The 18,028-nt window shown below is 58.1% G+C and carries 17 protein-coding genes and 1 pseudogene; 10 read left to right on the top strand and 8 right to left on the bottom strand.

What is annotated here, in order from left to right; translation table 11 throughout:
• Positions 1–60: 60 nt before the first annotated feature.
• The 10 genes from tssE (at position 61) to istB (WGT02_RS39680) (ending at position 13,868) form a co-directional block, all read left to right on the top strand.
• Complete coding sequence (tssE, locus tag WGT02_RS39725) at positions 61–567, top strand: type VI secretion system baseplate subunit TssE (RefSeq protein ID WP_225039930.1); 507 nt, start codon at positions 61–63, stop codon at positions 565–567.
• The gene (gene tssF, locus WGT02_RS39720) at positions 567–2,453 is read left to right on the top strand and encodes a type VI secretion system baseplate subunit TssF (RefSeq protein WP_208250676.1); all 1,887 of its coding nucleotides are present in this window, start codon (positions 567–569) and stop codon (positions 2,451–2,453) included. Before tssE ends, tssF begins: the two co-directional genes overlap by 1 nt.
• Positions 2,453–3,463 carry a type VI secretion system baseplate subunit TssG gene (gene tssG / locus WGT02_RS39715; protein WP_225039927.1) on the top strand — a complete coding sequence of 337 codons (1,011 nt, stop codon included), beginning with the start codon at positions 2,453–2,455 and terminating at the stop codon, positions 3,461–3,463. Before tssF ends, tssG begins: the two co-directional genes overlap by 1 nt.
• A gap of 579 nt (positions 3,464–4,042) precedes the next feature.
• Entirely contained in the window at positions 4,043–5,968 is a 1,926-nt protein-coding gene (locus WGT02_RS39710; RefSeq protein WP_208250685.1) for a type VI secretion system Vgr family protein, read from the top strand.
• A 619-nt stretch (positions 5,969–6,587) separates the two neighbouring features.
• Positions 6,588–6,890 carry a hypothetical protein gene (locus WGT02_RS39705; RefSeq protein ID WP_208250686.1) on the top strand — a complete coding sequence of 101 codons (303 nt, stop codon included), beginning with the start codon at positions 6,588–6,590 and terminating at the stop codon, positions 6,888–6,890.
• Between the two features lie 587 nt (positions 6,891–7,477).
• Positions 7,478–8,749, top strand: a complete 1,272-nt coding sequence (repC, locus tag WGT02_RS39700) for a plasmid replication protein RepC (protein ID WP_208250688.1) — start codon at positions 7,478–7,480, stop codon at positions 8,747–8,749.
• 123 nt (positions 8,750–8,872) lie between these two features.
• Positions 8,873–10,393, top strand: a complete 1,521-nt coding sequence (istA, locus tag WGT02_RS39695; protein WP_208180357.1) for an IS21 family transposase — start codon at positions 8,873–8,875, stop codon at positions 10,391–10,393.
• Positions 10,383–11,177 (top strand): IS21-like element helper ATPase IstB, encoded by a 795-nt coding sequence (gene istB / locus WGT02_RS39690; protein ID WP_208245060.1) that lies wholly within the window; start codon positions 10,383–10,385, stop codon positions 11,175–11,177. The genes istA (WGT02_RS39695) and istB (WGT02_RS39690) overlap by 11 nt, the downstream gene beginning before the upstream one ends.
• Before the next feature lie 325 nt (positions 11,178–11,502).
• Complete coding sequence (gene istA, locus WGT02_RS39685; RefSeq protein ID WP_208245170.1) at positions 11,503–12,975, top strand: IS21 family transposase; 1,473 nt, start codon at positions 11,503–11,505, stop codon at positions 12,973–12,975.
• The gene (istB, locus tag WGT02_RS39680) at positions 12,972–13,868 is read left to right on the top strand and encodes an IS21-like element helper ATPase IstB (RefSeq protein ID WP_208246937.1); all 897 of its coding nucleotides are present in this window, start codon (positions 12,972–12,974) and stop codon (positions 13,866–13,868) included. The genes istA (WGT02_RS39685) and istB (WGT02_RS39680) overlap by 4 nt, the downstream gene beginning before the upstream one ends.
• A gap of 51 nt (positions 13,869–13,919) precedes the next feature.
• Here istB (WGT02_RS39680) and WGT02_RS39675 read toward each other — a convergent pair.
• From WGT02_RS39675 to WGT02_RS39640, 8 genes and pseudogenes are all read right to left on the bottom strand, one after another.
• A pseudogene (locus tag WGT02_RS39675) lies at positions 13,920–14,141 on the bottom strand (nucleotidyl transferase AbiEii/AbiGii toxin family protein); the annotation flags it as partial.
• Positions 14,138–14,866 carry a DUF6088 family protein gene (locus WGT02_RS39670; RefSeq protein WP_318246565.1) on the bottom strand — a complete coding sequence of 243 codons (729 nt, stop codon included), beginning with the start codon at positions 14,864–14,866 and terminating at the stop codon, positions 14,138–14,140. The pseudogene WGT02_RS39675 and the gene WGT02_RS39670, both read right to left, overlap by 4 nt.
• A 243-nt stretch (positions 14,867–15,109) precedes the next feature.
• Positions 15,110–15,679 (bottom strand): hypothetical protein, encoded by a 570-nt coding sequence (locus WGT02_RS39665; protein WP_148707575.1) that lies wholly within the window; start codon positions 15,677–15,679, stop codon positions 15,110–15,112.
• On the bottom strand, positions 15,648–15,893 hold the full coding sequence (locus WGT02_RS39660) for a hypothetical protein (protein WP_146722648.1): 246 nt from the start codon (positions 15,891–15,893) through the stop codon (positions 15,648–15,650). The genes WGT02_RS39665 and WGT02_RS39660 overlap by 32 nt, the downstream gene beginning before the upstream one ends.
• The gene (locus tag WGT02_RS39655) at positions 15,893–16,048 is read right to left on the bottom strand and encodes a hypothetical protein (protein ID WP_318246561.1); all 156 of its coding nucleotides are present in this window, start codon (positions 16,046–16,048) and stop codon (positions 15,893–15,895) included. The genes WGT02_RS39660 and WGT02_RS39655 overlap by 1 nt, the downstream gene beginning before the upstream one ends.
• 11 nt (positions 16,049–16,059) lie before the next feature.
• Complete coding sequence (gene trbH, locus WGT02_RS39650; protein WP_029728392.1) at positions 16,060–16,539, bottom strand: conjugal transfer protein TrbH; 480 nt, start codon at positions 16,537–16,539, stop codon at positions 16,060–16,062.
• The gene (gene trbG, locus WGT02_RS39645) at positions 16,539–17,297 is read right to left on the bottom strand and encodes a P-type conjugative transfer protein TrbG (protein WP_375680041.1); all 759 of its coding nucleotides are present in this window, start codon (positions 17,295–17,297) and stop codon (positions 16,539–16,541) included. The genes trbH and trbG overlap by 1 nt, the downstream gene beginning before the upstream one ends.
• Before the next feature lie 62 nt (positions 17,298–17,359).
• Positions 17,360–18,022: a conjugal transfer protein TrbF gene (locus WGT02_RS39640; protein ID WP_208250692.1), complete on the bottom strand. Its 663-nt coding sequence runs from the start codon at positions 18,020–18,022 to the stop codon at positions 17,360–17,362.
• Between the last annotated feature and the right edge of the window lie 6 nt (positions 18,023–18,028).

Here is an 18,028-nt window from a genome sequence, read left to right as displayed (position 1 = left end):
GCGTCTGGCCACGCGCCACGCATTTGGGTCGAACCGCTGCTCTTTATGTGGAGATTGAAGGTGGTCATCGCAGATGAATGGAGTTCGATTCAGCCATCTCTTCTCGACCGGCTCACCGACGACGAGCCGTGCAGCACGTCCGAATCGAAGAACTTATACGGCCTTTCGCTCCGCCAAGTAAAAGCAATGATTCTGCGTGACGCGTCGTGGCTGCTTAACGCAACCCAGTTGGGTGCAACCGTCGATCTCCGGTCCTACCCCCACGTTGCAGCCAGCACACTCAATTACGGTGTCCGTCCATTGGCTGGGCCTATCGTCGATGGCCTCGACGCAACCGCCTTAGGGCAGGACATTGTTGATTGTTTGCAATGTTTTGAGCCACGGCTCCTCGCGGACAGCGTCAAGGTCACACCGCTGACTGACGCTAACCAAAACGGCTCTCTTGGCTTTAGAATCGAGGCGGACCTCTGGGCGGAGCCGATGCCGCTGCGGCTCGTGATGCGAACTGACCTTGACCGAGACCTCAAGAACGTCAGCATTGTCGAACTAGTTGCGGAGACGATCTGATGGACCCGAGGCTCCTCCGCTTATACAATGATGAGCTTGCATACATCCGGGAGATGGGAGCTGAGTTTGCCCGTGCATTCCCAAAGGTAGCTGGCCGCCTCGGGATAGAATCAGCCGAGGTCGGCGATCCATATGTCGAAAGGCTGTTAGAAGGTTTTGCCTTCCTGGCAGCGCGCGTCCAATTGAAGCTGCAATCTCGTTTCCCGGACTTCACGCAGCACCTGCTGGAATTGGTCTATCCGCATTTTCTGTCGCCCATGCCTTCCGCGACAATCGTCCGATTCGAACCGGATCCATTGGCCGGGCGGTTTGATCAAGGATATGTGGTGCCGCGCGGAACCAAGCTGCTCGGCCAACTCGCTTCGGACGCGGTAACCCATTGCGAGTTCCGCACCGCTCACGACGTCCATCTCTGGCCGATCGAGGTGAGTGCTGTCGATTATTATACCACGCCAGCACAAATTTCCGCTTTGAATCTCCCACCGATGCAAGACGTTAAGGCTGCGCTGCGACTGCGCCTTCGGACGACCAACGGAAGTTCTCTCAACAAGCTCGCGATTCGGGCGCTGACATTTTACGTTGGTGGGCCTGGTGGCATAGGCGCGGCAGTTGCCGAACAGCTTATCGCGGACGCTCGTGCCATTGTAGCCCAGCCAGTTGGGCGGCCGCCCCCTTGGCAAGAGACGATCCCACTCAAAGAACTGCGGCAGCGCGGTCTTGAGACCAATTTTGCTCTCCTGCCCGCGGTTCCACGCTCCTTCGACGGCTATCGTCTGTTGCAGGAGTATTTCGCGCTTGCGGAGCGGACCTTGTTCATCGAGCTCAGCGGGCTCGCGAACGCCGTGGCGCTGTCGGCGACAGAGAACCTTGAGATCGTGTTCGCACTCGGCCGTGCGGAGCCACGGCTGGAACGCCACCTTGGAACTGAGAACATAGCTCTGTTCGCGACACCGGCGATCAATCTTTACGAGCGCCAAGCGGATCGCATTCACTTGAGCGACAAGAACTACGAGCACCATCTAGTCGTCGATCGAATGAGGCCGCTTGATTTCGAGGTCCATTCGATCCTTGAAATGAGTGGAGAAGGAGAGAACGGCGAAGGGTCCCCCGTTGCGTTTTTTCCATTTTACAGTATCAGTGCCCATGGACGGGAGACGCAGCACAACAGCTATTACACAGCTAGGCGAGAGCACCGCCTGCTATCGGAGCACCAACGTCTGAACGGCGTCAGGACTGGCTATGTCGGCAGCGAAACATTCATCTCACTGGTCGACCGGCGGGCGGCTCATAATGCGATGGATATCCCTTGGTTGTCGGTGCGCTGCCTTTGCTCGAATAGGCATCTCCCGCTGCTGCTTCCGATTGGTCAAAAAGAGACAGACTTCACTCTCGAAATTGGAGCTCCGATTACCGCCACACGGTGCCTGTCGGTGCCAAGCAGGCCGCGTCATTCATTCGCGACCGGCGATGTCGCGTGGAAGCTGATCAGCCACCTATCCCTGAACTACCTATCGATCACGAATTCAGACAAAAACGGCCATGGGGGTGCAGAGGCGCTTCGTGAACTCTTGCGCCTGTACGTCGATCCCGAGGACGCTTTCGCTTTGCGGCAGGTTGACGGCATACGAGAAATCCAGTCGCGACCGATAGATAAGCGGCTGCCGGGCGGCGGCCAAGCCGCTGTCGCACGTGGAACTGAAATCAGCGTCATCCTAGACGAAGCGGCTTTCGAAGGCGTGGGTATCTTTCCCCTCGCCTCTGTGCTCAACCAATTCTTCGCTGGATATGTATCAATCAATAGCTTTACCGAGATGGTGGTCTCGACATTGCAACGCGGCAGAGTGATGCGATGGCCCACAATGCTTGGTCGCAGAACGTCCCTCTGATGCAGAACAAGCTCGAACACCTCCTGCGCGCAGTGGCAGCAGAGCCTCACGCCTATGAATTCTTTCAGCTTATGCGGCGCATCGATGCAATTTGTTCAGATCGGCCGCGGCTTGGGGAATCGAGCCGGCCGAGTTTAGATCGGGTGCGCATCGGACAACAGCCCGCAATGGCCTTTCCGACGCGGTCTGTCGCACGCGTGACTGAGGCTCGAGAGAACCATCCCCCCAGTATTTCCACCTATTTCTTCGGTCTCTTCGGCCCCAACGGTCCGCTGCCTTTGCATCTGACAGAGTACGCACTTCATCGGCAGCACAATGCCGCCGATGAAACGTTGGTACGGTTTACTGACGTTTTTCATCATCGACTAGCCTCCCTCTTCTTCCGCGCCTGGGCTGAGAGTGAGCCCACTGTCAGCCATGACAGGCCGCAGGAAGATCGCTTCGCCCTGCAGCTCGGCTCACTCGCCGGCTTTGGGATGACGTCACTTCACGGACGAGATGCAATGCCAGATCTGGCCAAGTTGCACTTTATTGGACGTCTCGCCTCGCCGAGCCGCAATGCTGAAGGCCTCATTGCTATTCTAGTCGGCTTCTTTGCGGCGCCAGTCGAAATCCGAGAATTTATTCCCAAGTGGGTAGCGTTGCCGTTCGGTGCACTCTGCCTCTTGGGCCGAGATCCATGCACCGGCACTCTTGGCAGTACAGCCACGATCGGGGCGAGGATTAAAGTTTATCACCACCGATTCCGCATCATCATCGGTCCGCTCGGATTGGCTCAGTATGAGGAGCTTCTACCGGGTAGCTCGGGCCTCGAGGCGTTCGCCGCAATTGTTCGTAACTACATAGGAGATGAACTGGACTGGGAGGTCAATCTCGTTCTCCGCCACAAAGAGGTGCCGAAAAACCGGTTAGGACATAGCGGCAGGCTCGGGTGGACCAGTTGGATAGGGGAGCGCAGGGCCCGGCGTGATGCCGCCGACCTGATCATGACACCGATCGGCAGCGGTTAATGGCACGGTTGTCCACACCTCCAGAAGTGATCTGATGGATTCGGTACTGTTAGCGTGCAACTCCGCAGCCGAAAGCGCGCAGGTAGTTCGCAAAATTACACAAACCTCATGTTGAGTTGGAGTACGATAATGCTCAATAGCGCCAAGCTAAATATCCGGAAGAAGGTGCCCCGTCTCAGCGTTAACAAGCCTTCTGGCCCGCTGATTAAGTTTAGTAAGGCGCCAGGTGAGCACCTCACCTAGTAGACGTGGCCCCGTAGTTGCGTTGTCGCGAAGGCATATCCCCGCTCAAACAGTTATCGAAGAGGGTGGTGAGCCAACTGGTATCACCCCGCTATACAAATTCTCATCTAGGCTCGGGATGAGCCTTTTTACGAGGGAATGAAGATGCGGCCGCTGATCGTGGACGCCATTCTGGATCATTGATTCAACCGACCCGCCGCAGCACGGGCCCTGCAATAGGTTCCATCATCGGCGTCCGTCGAAACGCCTCTCATATTTTCATCGGCGGCTCCGACCGCGTTTCTTCATCCAACGAGGCGCTGCGGCGCTCCAATTAGGACATTGCGGAAATTCATCATGGTCCAGCATACAACAGAAAATCCCCTGAAGCGTAATCGTTTCGCCGCAGTCACATCGGCCGCATTCCAGCCGAACGATGTCACTCTCCGATGGCTCAGAGGCACCGAACGGCTGGGGCAACCTTTCCATTACGAAGTTAAGCTCGCCATTACCACTCCGATTCAGAATTTCGCCAGTGTTCCCGGCCAAAGCTTGACGGCAGGCCTTAAATTGAAGGGTGGGGGGACGCGCTTTTTCAACGGCGTCATCACTCGATTCGAGTACGTCGGGCTGGACGATACCGAGCACCTCAATTACTTGGCGGAACTACGGCCGTGGGTCTTCTTACTCAACTATCGGACTAACAGTCGGATTTTCCAGAACAAGACCAGCATAGAGATAATTACTGCGATCTTTCAGGAGAACAAAGGCAATTTCAAGAATCGCACAATGGGGCGGTTTCCACGGCGTATGTTTTGCGTACAGCACGGCGAGACCGATTTGGATTTCGTTAGTCGCTTAATGGAGCAGGACGGCATATACTACTATTTTGAGCACGGTCAGGACCGACACGATCTGGTGCTTGTCGACAACCTTTCAAGCCATGAGGCATGCATGCCTGAAAATGTGGAGACCCACCACAATCTTAGGCCCGCCGGAAACCTCCATCGAGATGACGTGATCTTGGACTGGAGCGAAATCGTGTCACTGCAGCCGAACACGGTTGTTCTCAAGGACTACGATCATGAGAAGCCGGCGGCAGAGCTTACCTCCGTCGCGCGTGTTCCTACCGTTCGGATCGGCGGCATTCCACCCGCAAAGGATGCGAGGCAGCGCCTGTCGGGCGCTCCTCGCGTGGCATCGCAGACCGCGAACGCAGGTGCTTCCTCAAAGCTACACGCGACGTTCAACTATCCCGGTTGCTACAAGGAAAAATGGCATGGCGATTTCTACGCCACGGTCCGCGCAGAAGAGCTTGCCTGTAGCACCTATCGCGCACGTATTGAAACTACGGCTCGCCAGATCACAACAGGATCTACCTTCAAAGCTGCCAACCCTTACAATTACGGCGATGTGGGCGCGCGTCCGAAATCCACTCAGCGCTTTATGGCGATCGCAAATGACTTCACGATTTTGGGGGAGCTGGGAGGTGGTCCAACGAGATCCGCCACCGGCCACAAAGCTGAGTGCTTCCTCTATCACAGTGCGGTCGAGATCATTCCCGCGAGCACCCAGTACCGCCCCCCGCGCCGCACACCGTTGCCGGTGATCAAGGGGCCGCAGACGGCGGTCGTCGTGGGTCCGCGGGGTGAGACAATCGCCACAGACCGGTACGGCCGCATCAAGGTTCAGTTTTTCTGGGACCGCGAGGGCAACAAGGACGAAAATAGCTCCTGCTGGATTAGGGTAGCGCAGAATTGGGCAGGCAAGGGCTTCGGCTGCCTGCTAATTCCAAGAATCGGCCAAGAGGTTGTAGTGGACTTCGTCCACGGCGACCCTGATCGGCCCCTCATAACCGGTCTGGTTTACAACGGCTCCAATCTACCGCCTGAAGTCTTGCCGGCCAACAAAACCCGTTCCACTTTCCGAACGCACACGGATGGTGGCACCATCGCGGATTACAATGAGTTGAGGTTCGAGGATAGGCCCGGGTGTGAGGAGGTCTTTCTGAAAGCGCAGAAGGACCACAATGTCGAGGTGGGGAATAACTATGCGATCGACGTTAAGAAGCAGTACCTCCTGACTTCAGCCTCCGCGGCCGCATCTCGTAGTAGTATCGAAGTGACCCCGGACAAGATTCGTCTGTCGGTGACGGGTGCAACCGGCCTACAGGCCATCGAAATCAGCGAAGCTGGCATCACTCTCATGAACAGCCAGGGAGCCTCGATCCAGATGTCTGGCCTTTCGGTCATGATCAACAACGAAGCGCTTGTGGTGACCTGATGCCTGGTACCGTCCTTCACACAGGTACGACCGCGGCCTGCCCCCATGGCGGCACCCTCAGCATAGTGGCTGCCTCGCCGCGGGTCTCCGTCTCGCGCATGCGAGTAGCGGTCTTGACTGACCGAGGCCTGGTGGTCGGCTGCGGCTTCACGCTGCCAAACGGCAAACCGCAACCCTGTATCACCGCACGCTGGATCACCGCAGCGACGCGAGTCGTTGTCAATGGTCAGCCCGTCCTCGTTAATCCGCTGCTCGCTGTATGCCTCTCCGCAGAACAAATCCCTGGCGGTCCGCCGATCATCACCGCGAGTCAGACACGGGTGATTGCGACATGAGATTGTTCTTCCAACACCACCTCCCCCTAGCGCAAGACCAGGACTTTACTAAGATCACCAGAACACGTGCGACACGACCTCAACTCAATCGACCCGAAATGCCTCCTCGCTTAACTCCGCTCATCTTGCTGAATATCGCCGGGCAGGCGTCCGCGCAGCTCGCCTTCTGAGCCCGCCGCTATGACCAATGGCTCACTTGGAGCACTTAATGCACACCAGCAACGCATCATTAACTCAACAGCGCCGCAAACGGCCGATGCTCATCCGAGCGAAGGAACGAACCAATGAACGAAGAAAAATGGCCTATCGTATCTATCTTGTGCCCAGACGAGCGAAAACTCGGCGCTGCTCTCATAGCAGTACAATCAGCACTTTGGGTGACGATTGATAGGTTACTAGAAAACGAGGAAGGTAATCAGCAGTTGTTTGACGAGCTAGAGCTGGTCGCACTTAATGAAGCTAAGAGCATTGTCGCGACAGGTGTCTCGATCGAAAAGGAAGTAGAGAGTCTGGAGTTTGGAATCAATGTCTTGAAGGCCATTCTTGACGCGAAGCGCATTCAGTTCGGACTTGCGACAAAGATTTGACGTCGTTCGGGGCAGAGATGAGGCTTCAGTATCGAGATCTGAGAGTATTCGGTCATTCTCGGCGATGGTTCGCGAGAAGCACTTACTCTCACGTGGATCGTCATCAATGACTACACCATACGCCAATTGGGTGTACCCTGCCGGCAATTCTCGAGTTGGACGTGCCGCACTCGCGCGCCGTCCGCGTGAATACTACGGAGAGGAGAAGCCCCTCGTCTCAAACTCCCTTTCCGTCGGGGGTTTCCTGTGTCTCATGAAGTTTGCGCCAAATTGCTGCAGCCCTGGAGTCGGATGCGGCTTTTTGAAAGCAGCGTTGAAGCACACGAACGGCGAAGAATAGGGACATTCACGGCGTCACGCCCGACTCACAGGCTTTGCGTGCGCCCACGCATTCTGATCAAATTTCACGGAGATGACAGGCCCGACCAGAAAAGAAAAACCGCTCCCGAAACAAGTCCGGAAGCGGGGTCTATGAGTCAATAAATTAGCCGAATCCTTTCTCGCAGACCCTCCCTTCCCTGTCAATTGCAAAAGCACCTTGTCGGTGAACGGCGAAGCTTTGCCTGGTCCCTAAGTGGAGACGAGGAATGGGGAATACCCGAACGCACCAGCGGCCAGTCGGCCGCAGGATAACGCCGCAGCGTGCGCAATTCAGGCGTCTGGCAGAGTCGGCGGATATCGGAACCGTGACGCGTGCTCAATTGGCCGTGCTTGCGCAAAGTCTGACATGCACAGGGCTAATCAACGGAACCGAAAGCCACCTGTTGGTGGCGCTGATCAATACGGCCCCCGCCGAATCGTTCGACAAGTCCGGCAGGCCGATCGTTTTCAAGTCCAACCAGCAACTGGCCTTTGAGATCGGCCGGTCGATCGGTCGCGTCAGCCGGATGCTGTCGCGCCTGTTCGACGCTGGTCTGATCACGATGCAGGACAGCGGCAACTACAAACGCTATCCGATCCGCAATGGCGACGGCGAGATCACGGACGGTTGCGGGATCGACCTTCGAATCCTGATCGTCCGATATGCCGAACTTGACGAGCTCGTGAGACAGGTTCGGGCTGAGAAGAAAGCCGCCGATGCGGCCTTGCGACGCTATCGTGGGGCGCTTCGCAATGCCCGCTATGCCCTTTCGGCAGGAGCAGAGCTTTCTGCGCAGGTATTGGATCGCATCGGATCCCGCATCGAACGCGTAAGCGGTGTTGTTGAAGCTGCCGGCAAGGGCTCGAGCGGGATGCTGCGCCGCGCAACCGCCATTTTGGAGTGGCTTGTGGAGCGGCTGATGCAGCTCCCCCGCCGATCTGCAGAAGTCTCAGAAACCAACAACATGACATGCCCGCATGTCGAAAACGGCATGCACACACAGATTACAACCCCTCATCCCTTTGACGATAGTAGTCAGGAGCGGCGTTCGGCTAACGCCGAACAATCTCATTCACTTAAGGCTGGCTCCGCCAGCAAATGGGCTTTTGAAGAAAGCCTGAGGCGAGGCCGGAGCGAAATCAACCAGCCACGGCGCCTGCCGCAGGCAATGGTGGCATTGCAAGACGTGCTTAGGGCGGTGCCAGCGTTGAAGACCTACGGGTTTGCCCCCAGCAGTTGGGCCGAACTGGCGCGGGCCATCCCGCTGATGTGCCGCTTTGCCGGGATCTCCGAGGATGCCCGCGCCCGCGCCGTCGAGCAGATGGGTGAGCAGCAAGCCGCCGTCGCCGTGACCCTTGAGAAATACGACCGGCAGGAAGTCAGCTCGCCGGGAGGGTATTTGCGGGCTATGACGGACCGCGCTAGAGCGGGCGAATTGCATCTCGCCCGCTCTGTCTTCGGGCTCGCCGCTCGAAATTCCATGGAGGTCAGACATTGAGACGTAAGGTGTTGGTTTCCACGCAGAACTGAGCCGGTTAGGCGCATAATTTCCATTGAGAATTGAGCCATGTGAACCTTCCCCCCCAACGCGGTGAGCGACGGGGGCCACGGAGTGATCCACATGGGACTTTTAAACATCATCCGTCGGATGGCGCTGCGCGAGAAGCAGTCGATCCGCGAGATCAGCCGGCGCACTGGGCTGTCACGCAACACGATCGCGAAGTATTTGAGCGCTGGTACGATCGAGCCGACGTTCACGGTACCGGAACGTCCGAGCAAGCTCGATCCTTTTGCCGACAAACTTGCTGGCTGGCTGAAGACCGAGGCCGGGAGGTCGCGCAAGCAGCGCCGAACGCTGAAGCAGCTTCATGCGGATCTGGTGGTTCTCGGCTTTACCGGCTCCTATGGTCGGGTCGCCGCGTTCGCCCGCGACTGGCGGGCTGAGCAGCTGACAGCGGGCCGCGGCATATTCGTTCCGCTGTCTTTCCGCCCAGGCGAGGCATTCCAGTTCGATTGGAGTGAGGACTATGCCGTGATCGGCGGCGAGCGCACGAAGCTTCAGGTCGCACATATCAAGTTGTCGCACAGTCGGGCCTTTCTGGTCAGGGCCTACCTGCTGCAAACGCACGAGATGCTCTTCGACGCCCACTGGCACGGCTTCCGTGTGTTCGGCGGCGTACCTGGTCGCGGCATCTACGATAACATGAAGACGGCGGTCGATCGTGTCGGTCGCGGCAAAGAGCGGCAGGTCAACATCCGTTTCCTCGCGATGACGAACCACTACGTCTTTGCGCCAGAGTTCTGCAATCCCTCTGCCGGCTGGGAGAAGGGGCAGGTCGAGAAGAACGTCCAGGATGCTCGCCCACGACTGTGGCAACAGATGCCTGACTTCCCGGATTTGGCGGTATTGAATGCTTGGCTGGAACAGCATTGCCAGGACCTGTGGCGGGAGACGGCGCATGGCACCTTGCCCGGCACAATCGCAGATGTTTGGGCTGATGAGCGGGCAGCATTAATGGCACTGCCACCCGCATTTGACGGCTTCGTTGAGCAGAGCAAGCGCGTCTCACCGACATGCCTGATCACCTTCGAGCGCAATCGTTACAGTGTGCCAGCATCGTTTGCGAACCGGCCTGTCAGCCTGCGCATTTATCCCGAGAGACTGGTCGTTGCGGCCGAGGGCAATATCCTATGCGAGCATGAGCGGGTCATTGAGCGGAGCCACGATAAGCCGCCACGAACGATTTACGACTGGCGACATTACCTTGCCGTCATCCAGCGCAAACCCGGTGCCTTGCGCAATGGTGCGCCCTTCCTGGAATTGCCGCTGGCCTTCAGACAGTTGCAAGATCAGATGCTTCGCCGCCCCGGCGGTGATCGTGAGATGGCCGACATCCTCGCTCTGGTGCTTCATCACGACGAACAGGTCGTCGTCAGGGCCGTGGAACTGGCTCTGGATCAAGGCGTGGCGACCAAAACGCATGTGTTGAACCTGCTGCATCGGCTGATTGATGGCAAGACGACCGACGGTCCCGACATCGATACGCCACAGGCACTGACCCTGCTGCGCGAACCCAAGGCCAATGTAGAACGCTACGATGGCTTGCGGGTCCGGATCGTAGGAGGTCGTCATGCGTCATGACCCCGCAAGTGCTGCCGTCGTCATCATGCTGCGTAGCCTGAAGATGTATGGCATGGCCCAGGCCGTCACGGACCTGATCGAGCAAGGTGCTCCCGCCTTCGATGCGGCCGTGCCAATCTTGTCCCAGTTGCTGAAAGCCGAGATGGCCGAGCGTGAGGTCCGCTCGATTGCCTATCACATGAAGGCTGCTCGCTTCCCAGCCTACAAAGACATCTCCGGATACGACTTCGCCGCCAGCGAGATCAACGAGGCCACCGTGCGCCAACTGCACCGATGCGAGTTCATGGATGGGGCGCAGAACGTTGTCCTTATCGGTGGCCCTGGCACTGGAAAAACGCATGTCGCGACCGCTCTTGGAATCCAAGCCATCGAGCATCATCGCCGAAAGGTCCGCTTCTTCTCGACCATCGAACTGGTCAATGCTCTCGAGCAGGAGAAGGCTAAAGGCAAGGCGGGCCAGATCGCGGAGACCTTGGTCCGCCTCGATCTGCTCATCCTGGACGAGTTGGGATACCTGCCGTTCAGCGCCTCAGGCGGAGCACTACTCTTCCACCTGTTAAGCAAGCTCTACGAGCGGACCAGCGTCGTGATTACCACCAACCTCAGCTTCAGCGAGTGGGCAACCGTCTTCGGCGACGCCAAGATGACGACCGCTCTGCTCGATCGTTTGACCCACCGTTGCCATATCCTGGAAACCGGTAACGACAGCTTCCGCTTCAAAGCCAGCTCGGCTGCCGCAGCACAGAAGAAAGGAGAAAAAGCCAATCCCTTGACCAAATCCTGATCAGAAAACCATACTTAGAGGTGGCTCACTTCTTGGTGGAAAAACCGGCTCAGTTCCGCGTGGAAACCAACAATCTATGTCTTCGGAGAAGCGGCTGATGCGCGGCGACAAACAAGGTGAGACTCAGCGTCAATCAGGATGAGACTCGGCGGCGGGGGTGTGACGAAGGGAGGGCGTAGCCCGACTGGAGTTACACCCCCGCCGCGGCGCAATTTTTCGGCGTCTCATGATCGCGGTTGGCCCGGTAGCGTCGGTGATTTTCTGAGAATGGAGAATCACCTTTGTGCCGGGTCGCCATGTAACCGATCATCAGACGAGGCTTTTTATGAAGTACCGACAAAACAACCCCATTGAGGTCGCTGCCGCCAAGGCGTCGATCAGCCGGGCGACGGCTTACCGCATCGAGAAGGATGCGCGTCTTCCATCGCAGACCAAGCCGCCGCGCGACCGGCGTCGCCCCGATCCCCTTGAGCACATCTTCGACGCCGAGGTTGTTCCGCTCCTCAAGGCCGCGCCCGGCATCCGAGCGGTCGCCGTTTACAACGAGATGCTGCGGCGTCATCCAGAGCTGTCAGAAGGTGTTCGCCGTACGATTGAGCGTCGTATCCGATCATGGCGGGCTGTTCACGGTCAGGAGCAGGAAGTGATCTTCCGTCAGATGCACGAACCCGGTCGGTTAGGACTGTCGGATTTTACCGACATGGGCAGCCTCGGCGTGACGATCGCCGGCCAATCGCTCGATCATCTGCTTTATCACTTCCGGCTGGTCTGGTCGGGCTTCGAGCATGCCCATGTCATCCTGGGTGGAGAGAGCTTCGTCGCTCTGGCCGAGGGGCTGCAGAACGCCCTGTGGTCGGTTGGCGGTTCGCCGCTCTATCATCGCAGCGACAGCTTATCGGCCGCCTTCCGCAACCTCGATGCCGACGCCAAGGTCGATCTGACGCATCGCTACGACGAACTGTGCGCCCATTATCGCATGACGCCGACGCGCAACAACAAGGGCGTCGCGCACGAGAACGGCTCGATCGAAAGTTCCCACGGCCATCTCAAGAATGCGATCCGCGATGCTCTGCTGATGCGCGGAACCAGGGACTTTGGCGACCTCGGATCCTATCGCGCCTTCATCGATGAGATCGTCAGCCGCCGCAATGCCGCACATGGCAAGCGCATCGATGCCGAGCGCACGCATCTGCAAGCTCTTCCCGATCGTCGCACCACCGACTTCGAAGAGGTCATCGTCACCGTATCGAGCACCGGCGGCTTCGCCTTGCGCAAGGTCTTCTACACCGTGCCTTCCCGTCTGATTGGCCACCGGCTGCGGGTGCGTCTGTTCGACGATCGCCTCGACGTCTTCATCGGCGGCACGCATCTGCTGACATTACCCCGAGGCCGCGCCCATGCGAGTGGCAAGCACGATCAAGTCGTCAACTATCATCACGTCATTCATTCCCTGCGCAAAAAGCCGATGGCGCTTTTGGGGCTCGTCTATCGCGACAAGCTCTTCCCCAGGCCGGAATATCGCAGGACTTTCGACGCGCTCATCGAGCAACTGCCCGAGCGGCAGGCTTGCAAGATCACCGTGGAACTGCTTGCCTTGGCTCACGATCGCAGTTGCGAGCGTGAACTGGCCGAGGAGCTTGCCAAAACGCTCGACGCCCACAAACTGCCTGATCTGGCGGCTTTGAGAGCGGTCTTCAGCCCGGACCCGGATCAGTTGCCGATCGTTCATGTGCAACTCGCGTCGCTCAATGGTTATGAAGCCCTGATCGGCACGGCCTATGCGGGAGAGGTCGCATGAAGAGCAACATCCACACAGTCGATGAAGCCCGCCTCGGCATCATGCTCAACGAACTGAGGCTGCCGACGATCAAGACGTTCTGGCACCAATTTGCCGAGCAGGCCGATCGGGAAGGATGGCCTGCTGCCCGTTTCCTCTCGGCCATCGCCGAGCATGAATTGGCCGAACGCGCCCATCGCAGGATCGAAAGACACCTCGCCGAGGCCCACCTGCCACCCGGAAAGACGCTCGACAGCTTCGCCTTCGACGCTGTTCCCATGGTCTCCAAGGCCCAGGTCATGGCGATTGCAGCCGGCGATAGCTGGCTCGCCAAAGGCGCCAATATCCTGATGTTCGGTCCGCCCGGCGGCGGAAAGAGCCATCTCGCCGCAGCCGTCGGCCTCGCGCTAATCGAGAACGGCTGGCGCGTGCTCTTCACCCGCACGACCGATCTCGTCCAGAAGCTTCAGGTCGCGCGGAGGGAGCTTCAGCTCGAAGCCGCCATCGCAAAGCTCGACAAGTTCGATCTTCTCATCCTCGACGACCTGGCCTACGTCACCAAGGACCAGGCCGAAACGAGCGTGCTCTTCGAACTCATCTCCGCAAGATATGAGCGGCGTTCCATCATGATCACCGCCAATCAGCCCTTCGGAGAATGGAACCGCGTCTTTCCAGACCCGGCCATGACGCTTGCCGCGGTGGACCGACTTGTCCATCACGCAACAATCTTCGAGATGAATGTCGAAAGCTACCGGCGGCGTTCGGCCATGGAAGCCAAACGCCAGCGCGGCAGACCCGCCTCATTCGCGACAATCAAAAGCTCTTCCCAGCTTGTCGCGGAGCGGCAATCAGGACACGATGAAACTCTTGCCAGCGACAATCAACATGATAACTTCGCTCCAACCGCGACATAAGAATCTCATCCAGATTGTCGCTCGCGTCTCATCCTGATCGTCGCGCTATAGGCTGATCAGACCAAACGCCTTGGACAACGACGTTCCGCCCTTGAAGAGGAGGCGGGGACCGCCGTTTTTCAATCCGTCGAACAATGCGTCCAGTGTCCAACACACCCAGAAGTCTTTTTCAATATTCTGGGCGGCCGTGCCGAGGCGTTGAGCGGTCGTATCGAAGGCGCTCAGCATTGCAGCTTCCCCGGTTGCGAGTACTTCGTCAAAAGCAGGATTCATGTCTTTTCCGCCCGGGTCGCGCGGCGCGCCGTTTGTGTTTTCTGCTGAGAGGACGGCTTCCGCGCTTGGTGTGTAGTGGCGGAGACGCTCTGACCATCGTCACGCGCAACGCCGTCATCTTTTTCGATAAGTGGCTTGAGAAACATCCACATCCAGGTTGGGAGAGCTGTCATACCCGCGGTGAGGTCTGCTTTCAGCTGCGGCCCCACGGCCGGATCCTCGAACAGCTTGGAGAGCTTTCGCCTAACCTGATCGCTCTCGCCTTCGCGAACCAAGAGGTCGCGCAGCCAATGAAGTGCCTGGACGACACGCATACCTGGCCGGCCGGCCCAGAACAGCTTGCTCGCCGCGGTCGGGCGGAAAGCGATCGTCACGTTGCCTAGCTTAATCGCGCGACGGCGTGCATCCGTGTGAACTACGATCTTTGCTGGAACGGCGTCGGTCAGGCCGAGATCATTCGCGGCGGTCATGCCGTCGACGAGCATTCGAGTTTGATCGCGTCGCCCAACTGCGTCGATTACCGAGCGCGGATCAGGTGGATTGGGTTTCTGGGTAAGTTTGTTGAACCCGGGTTTATCATAGAGCCCGCGATCGATCCGCCTCAGAGTCCCAGCCTTTGTCAGCCGCTGCAATGCCTTGTCAACGGCATCGCGCGAGGCGAGATCGATGAAATCGCTCGGCGTCCATACTTTTCTCAACGCGTCAGCGTTAATACGCGCGAGCATGCCGTGCTTGAGATCCGGTGAGTCGTCTGTCATGTCCGAAATTTGTAGTCCTTTTTCGGACGCTGGGCAAGCAGCGGTCCGAAAAATGTAGGCAAGTTTCGGACAAATCTCATGGTATCGCTAGCTGGATTCGCTACCCTCGACACGCAGATGATCGGGGTCATTGCCTATAGCCGGGACAGGGAGAAGGCGCCACCATTCAAGCATAACGACGGGCGGCTAGGTTGCGAGCGACTGCCAACGCTATTTTAGCTCCAAAGCCTTCCTGACTGCACCAGCTACATCGCCGTGGTTAGTGCATCGTATCTGACCGGTCGTTGTCATGCGCCAAACGGAAAAGCCGGAGTTGTGCGTTTGCTTCATCGTTTCGGCAGACCAAGTCCCTTCGGTAATGAACCGAACCAAAATACGCTGCTGCCCTTTTTCATCTCGGATTGCCAGCAATTTTCGGCCGGCTTCTGTCTGAAGGAGGAAGCCGCCTTTGGGGTCGATTGCTATGATCTTCTTGTCTTTCCAGACAAGAAAGTCAGGGAAGAAGCGTCGACTCTCACCTTTATCCAAAAGTGTGATTGAATATCCACCATTCACCGGATTTCTAGTCCAAGTAAGTCCAGTGCTATCAATCTCGAGAGCAACCGCAAGTTCATCGGCGTTCAGGTCGCTATAACTTTCATGGACAGCATTTGTGAACTTATGATTTGCGTCGGGGCGAACAAAAACCGCCCCAACCGTATAAGGGTTAGAGTCCTCAAATGCCAGTTCCGCGTGTGACAGGTAGGTATCAACTGTCTTCCCGCAATTGCTGCGCTGCAACGCTTGTAATCTCAATGCGCGCTTCGAATTTTGGCTCCGCCCAATCGATCGTTTTGACGGCTTCAGGATATCTGGACTGCATGTGTCGGCGCACAAGCCAGCGAGCAATCACACGGTTGGAATGATCTTTGAGGTGGGTTTCGATCAATGGCTTTGAGCCATCACCAATTTGCTGAACTGCGCGGGTCAATTCGCCAGCACCTTGAACGTTCACTAGATCCGCCCGCGCGAGGCGATCCCATAGAAGATGATACTGAGGAACACGATCAGCAGTATGATCACGACGATGACCGGCAGGCGGTTGATCCGCTTGATGCTGGACTGGACCTGACTGCTCTGTGCGCTACCGAGCTTGAGGGATTGGACCATGATATTCTCCCTCATCCACGGCGCATAAGCGACAGCGCGCTTTCCGGCGCAGCACCCGATGTTGTCACCGTATAGGCGCGACCGAGCTCGACGCTGCTGGTCGAGAGCCGTGCCAGCACCTGGCCGTCATAGGGCACGATCACATAGGCCAGCGGAATGACGGCCGTGCCGCTATCCGTCCGCTGATCGGTTACTACAGCGTAACCCCATCCCTTCAATGCAGCCTCGAGCGCCAGCCCGAATGGAGAACCATCCTGTTTGAGCGCAACGGTCGCCTTTCCCTGTCCGATCTGTTCGGCGAGACGGCTGACCATATCGCCAGCAATGGCTCCCGCTGCGGGTCCGGAGACGTCCGGTGGCGCCGTACTTGTGACGAGACCTTCCGTGGCCACCGACTGGCATCCGGAAAGGAGGATAGCGAGGGTGCATGTCGCGGCAAGGCTGCGGATGGGGCCGAGTCGGTTCGGGCCGTGGCGGAGGCGCGCGCGCATCACCGGCCTCCCCTGCTGATTTTCACCTTCTGCTGTTTCCAGCCGACCCCCGATACCAGCACGGCGCGATCGATCTTGTAGTCGACTACCATCATATTGTTCTTCATGCGGTAGTTGACTATGCGGTTCTGCCCACCGGAGACGACGAAGAGAACCGGCGCATCCTGACCGGAGATCGAACGCGGAAATTGGATGTAGGTTTTTTGCCCATCGGAATAGACTCGCGTCGGCCGCCAGCCGGCGCTGCCCGAGACGGAATAGGCGAAGTTCAATTGTTCGGCAGGAAGCCCGGCGCCGGGGATCGTGCTGGCTTCGAGGCGCGCATTGACGTCGGCAAGCTTTGCCGAGACATCCTCGGGATATTCGAAGCCGACACGTGCAATATATTGCGTGGGATGCGACTTGAGCTGGATGTGATAGGTCCGCCGCGACGTCGTCACCACCACCGAGGTGACCAGCCCCGGTTCCGAAGGCTTGACGATCAGATGGATCGCCTGCCCGCCGGCAGCCCCCGAGGTTGCGGGCTCGACCTTCCAGCGTACCGTGTCCCCAACCAGCACGTCGCGAACGACTTCGCCACCCTGAAGCTCGATGTCGCACACTTGCAGCGGTGAGCAGACGACGGATGGTTGCACTTCGCCATAGAGGAAGATGACTTTTCCATCCGCGCCCTTCGCCTCGTTGGTGGTAACGCCATCGGCGCCGAGCGAAGCCGACGGGACGAAGGCTGAGAAGACCGCTACGGTGACGGCAATGATGCCCGCACTCAACGTGACCCGCGATAGTCCTTGTGATCTGTTCGTATTCAGGGTGATGCCTTTCAAAGCTGCGCGGTCCAGTCGAAATCGCGGAGATAGAGACCGATGGGGTTGAGACGGATGACGCCCTCGTCCTGAGGCGGCGTCAGTGTCACGGTGGCAATGCCGCGGAAGCGGCGAGCGGCCGTCTCCTTCCCGCGGCGGTCACGCTCCAATTCGGTCCAGTCGATCTGGTAGCTCTGGTTCGACAGCGCGACGATATTGTTGACCTCGACGGCCACTGTTGCGGTTTTTGCCCTCTCGAAGGGCGAGTTCGAGCGGAACCAGGCATTGACCTTCTCCGTCGCCGGATCCGAGGTCCGCAGCAATCCGTAGGTCCGGTCTATATACTGCTTCTGCACGACTGCATCCGGCGTGACCGAGCGGACGTTCGATACAAAGCTGCCGAGCGTGGCGCGCACCACGCGTGGATCGGCATATTCGATCTGCTGCGGGAAACCGGCATTGACGGTCGTACCGAGCTTGTCGACTTCGACGATGTACGGGATCAGCTTGACCTGGGTGCTCTGGTAGAGCGCGTAGCCAAAACCGACGACGGCCATGGTCATGCCGGTAATGCCGACGATGCGCCAGGCAGCGGCTGTTTTTACGTACGAGCCGTAACGCTCGTTCCATTCGTTGCGCGCGGCGATATAGGGATTATCTGGAATATTCTGTCCGGCCATTTTATC

The sequence above is a fragment of the Rhizobium sp. T1470 genome (assembly GCF_042140505.1).
Classification (GTDB): Bacteria; Pseudomonadota; Alphaproteobacteria; order Rhizobiales; family Rhizobiaceae; genus Rhizobium; species Rhizobium favelukesii.
This window is presented reverse-complemented; position numbering and strand designations above follow the sequence as displayed.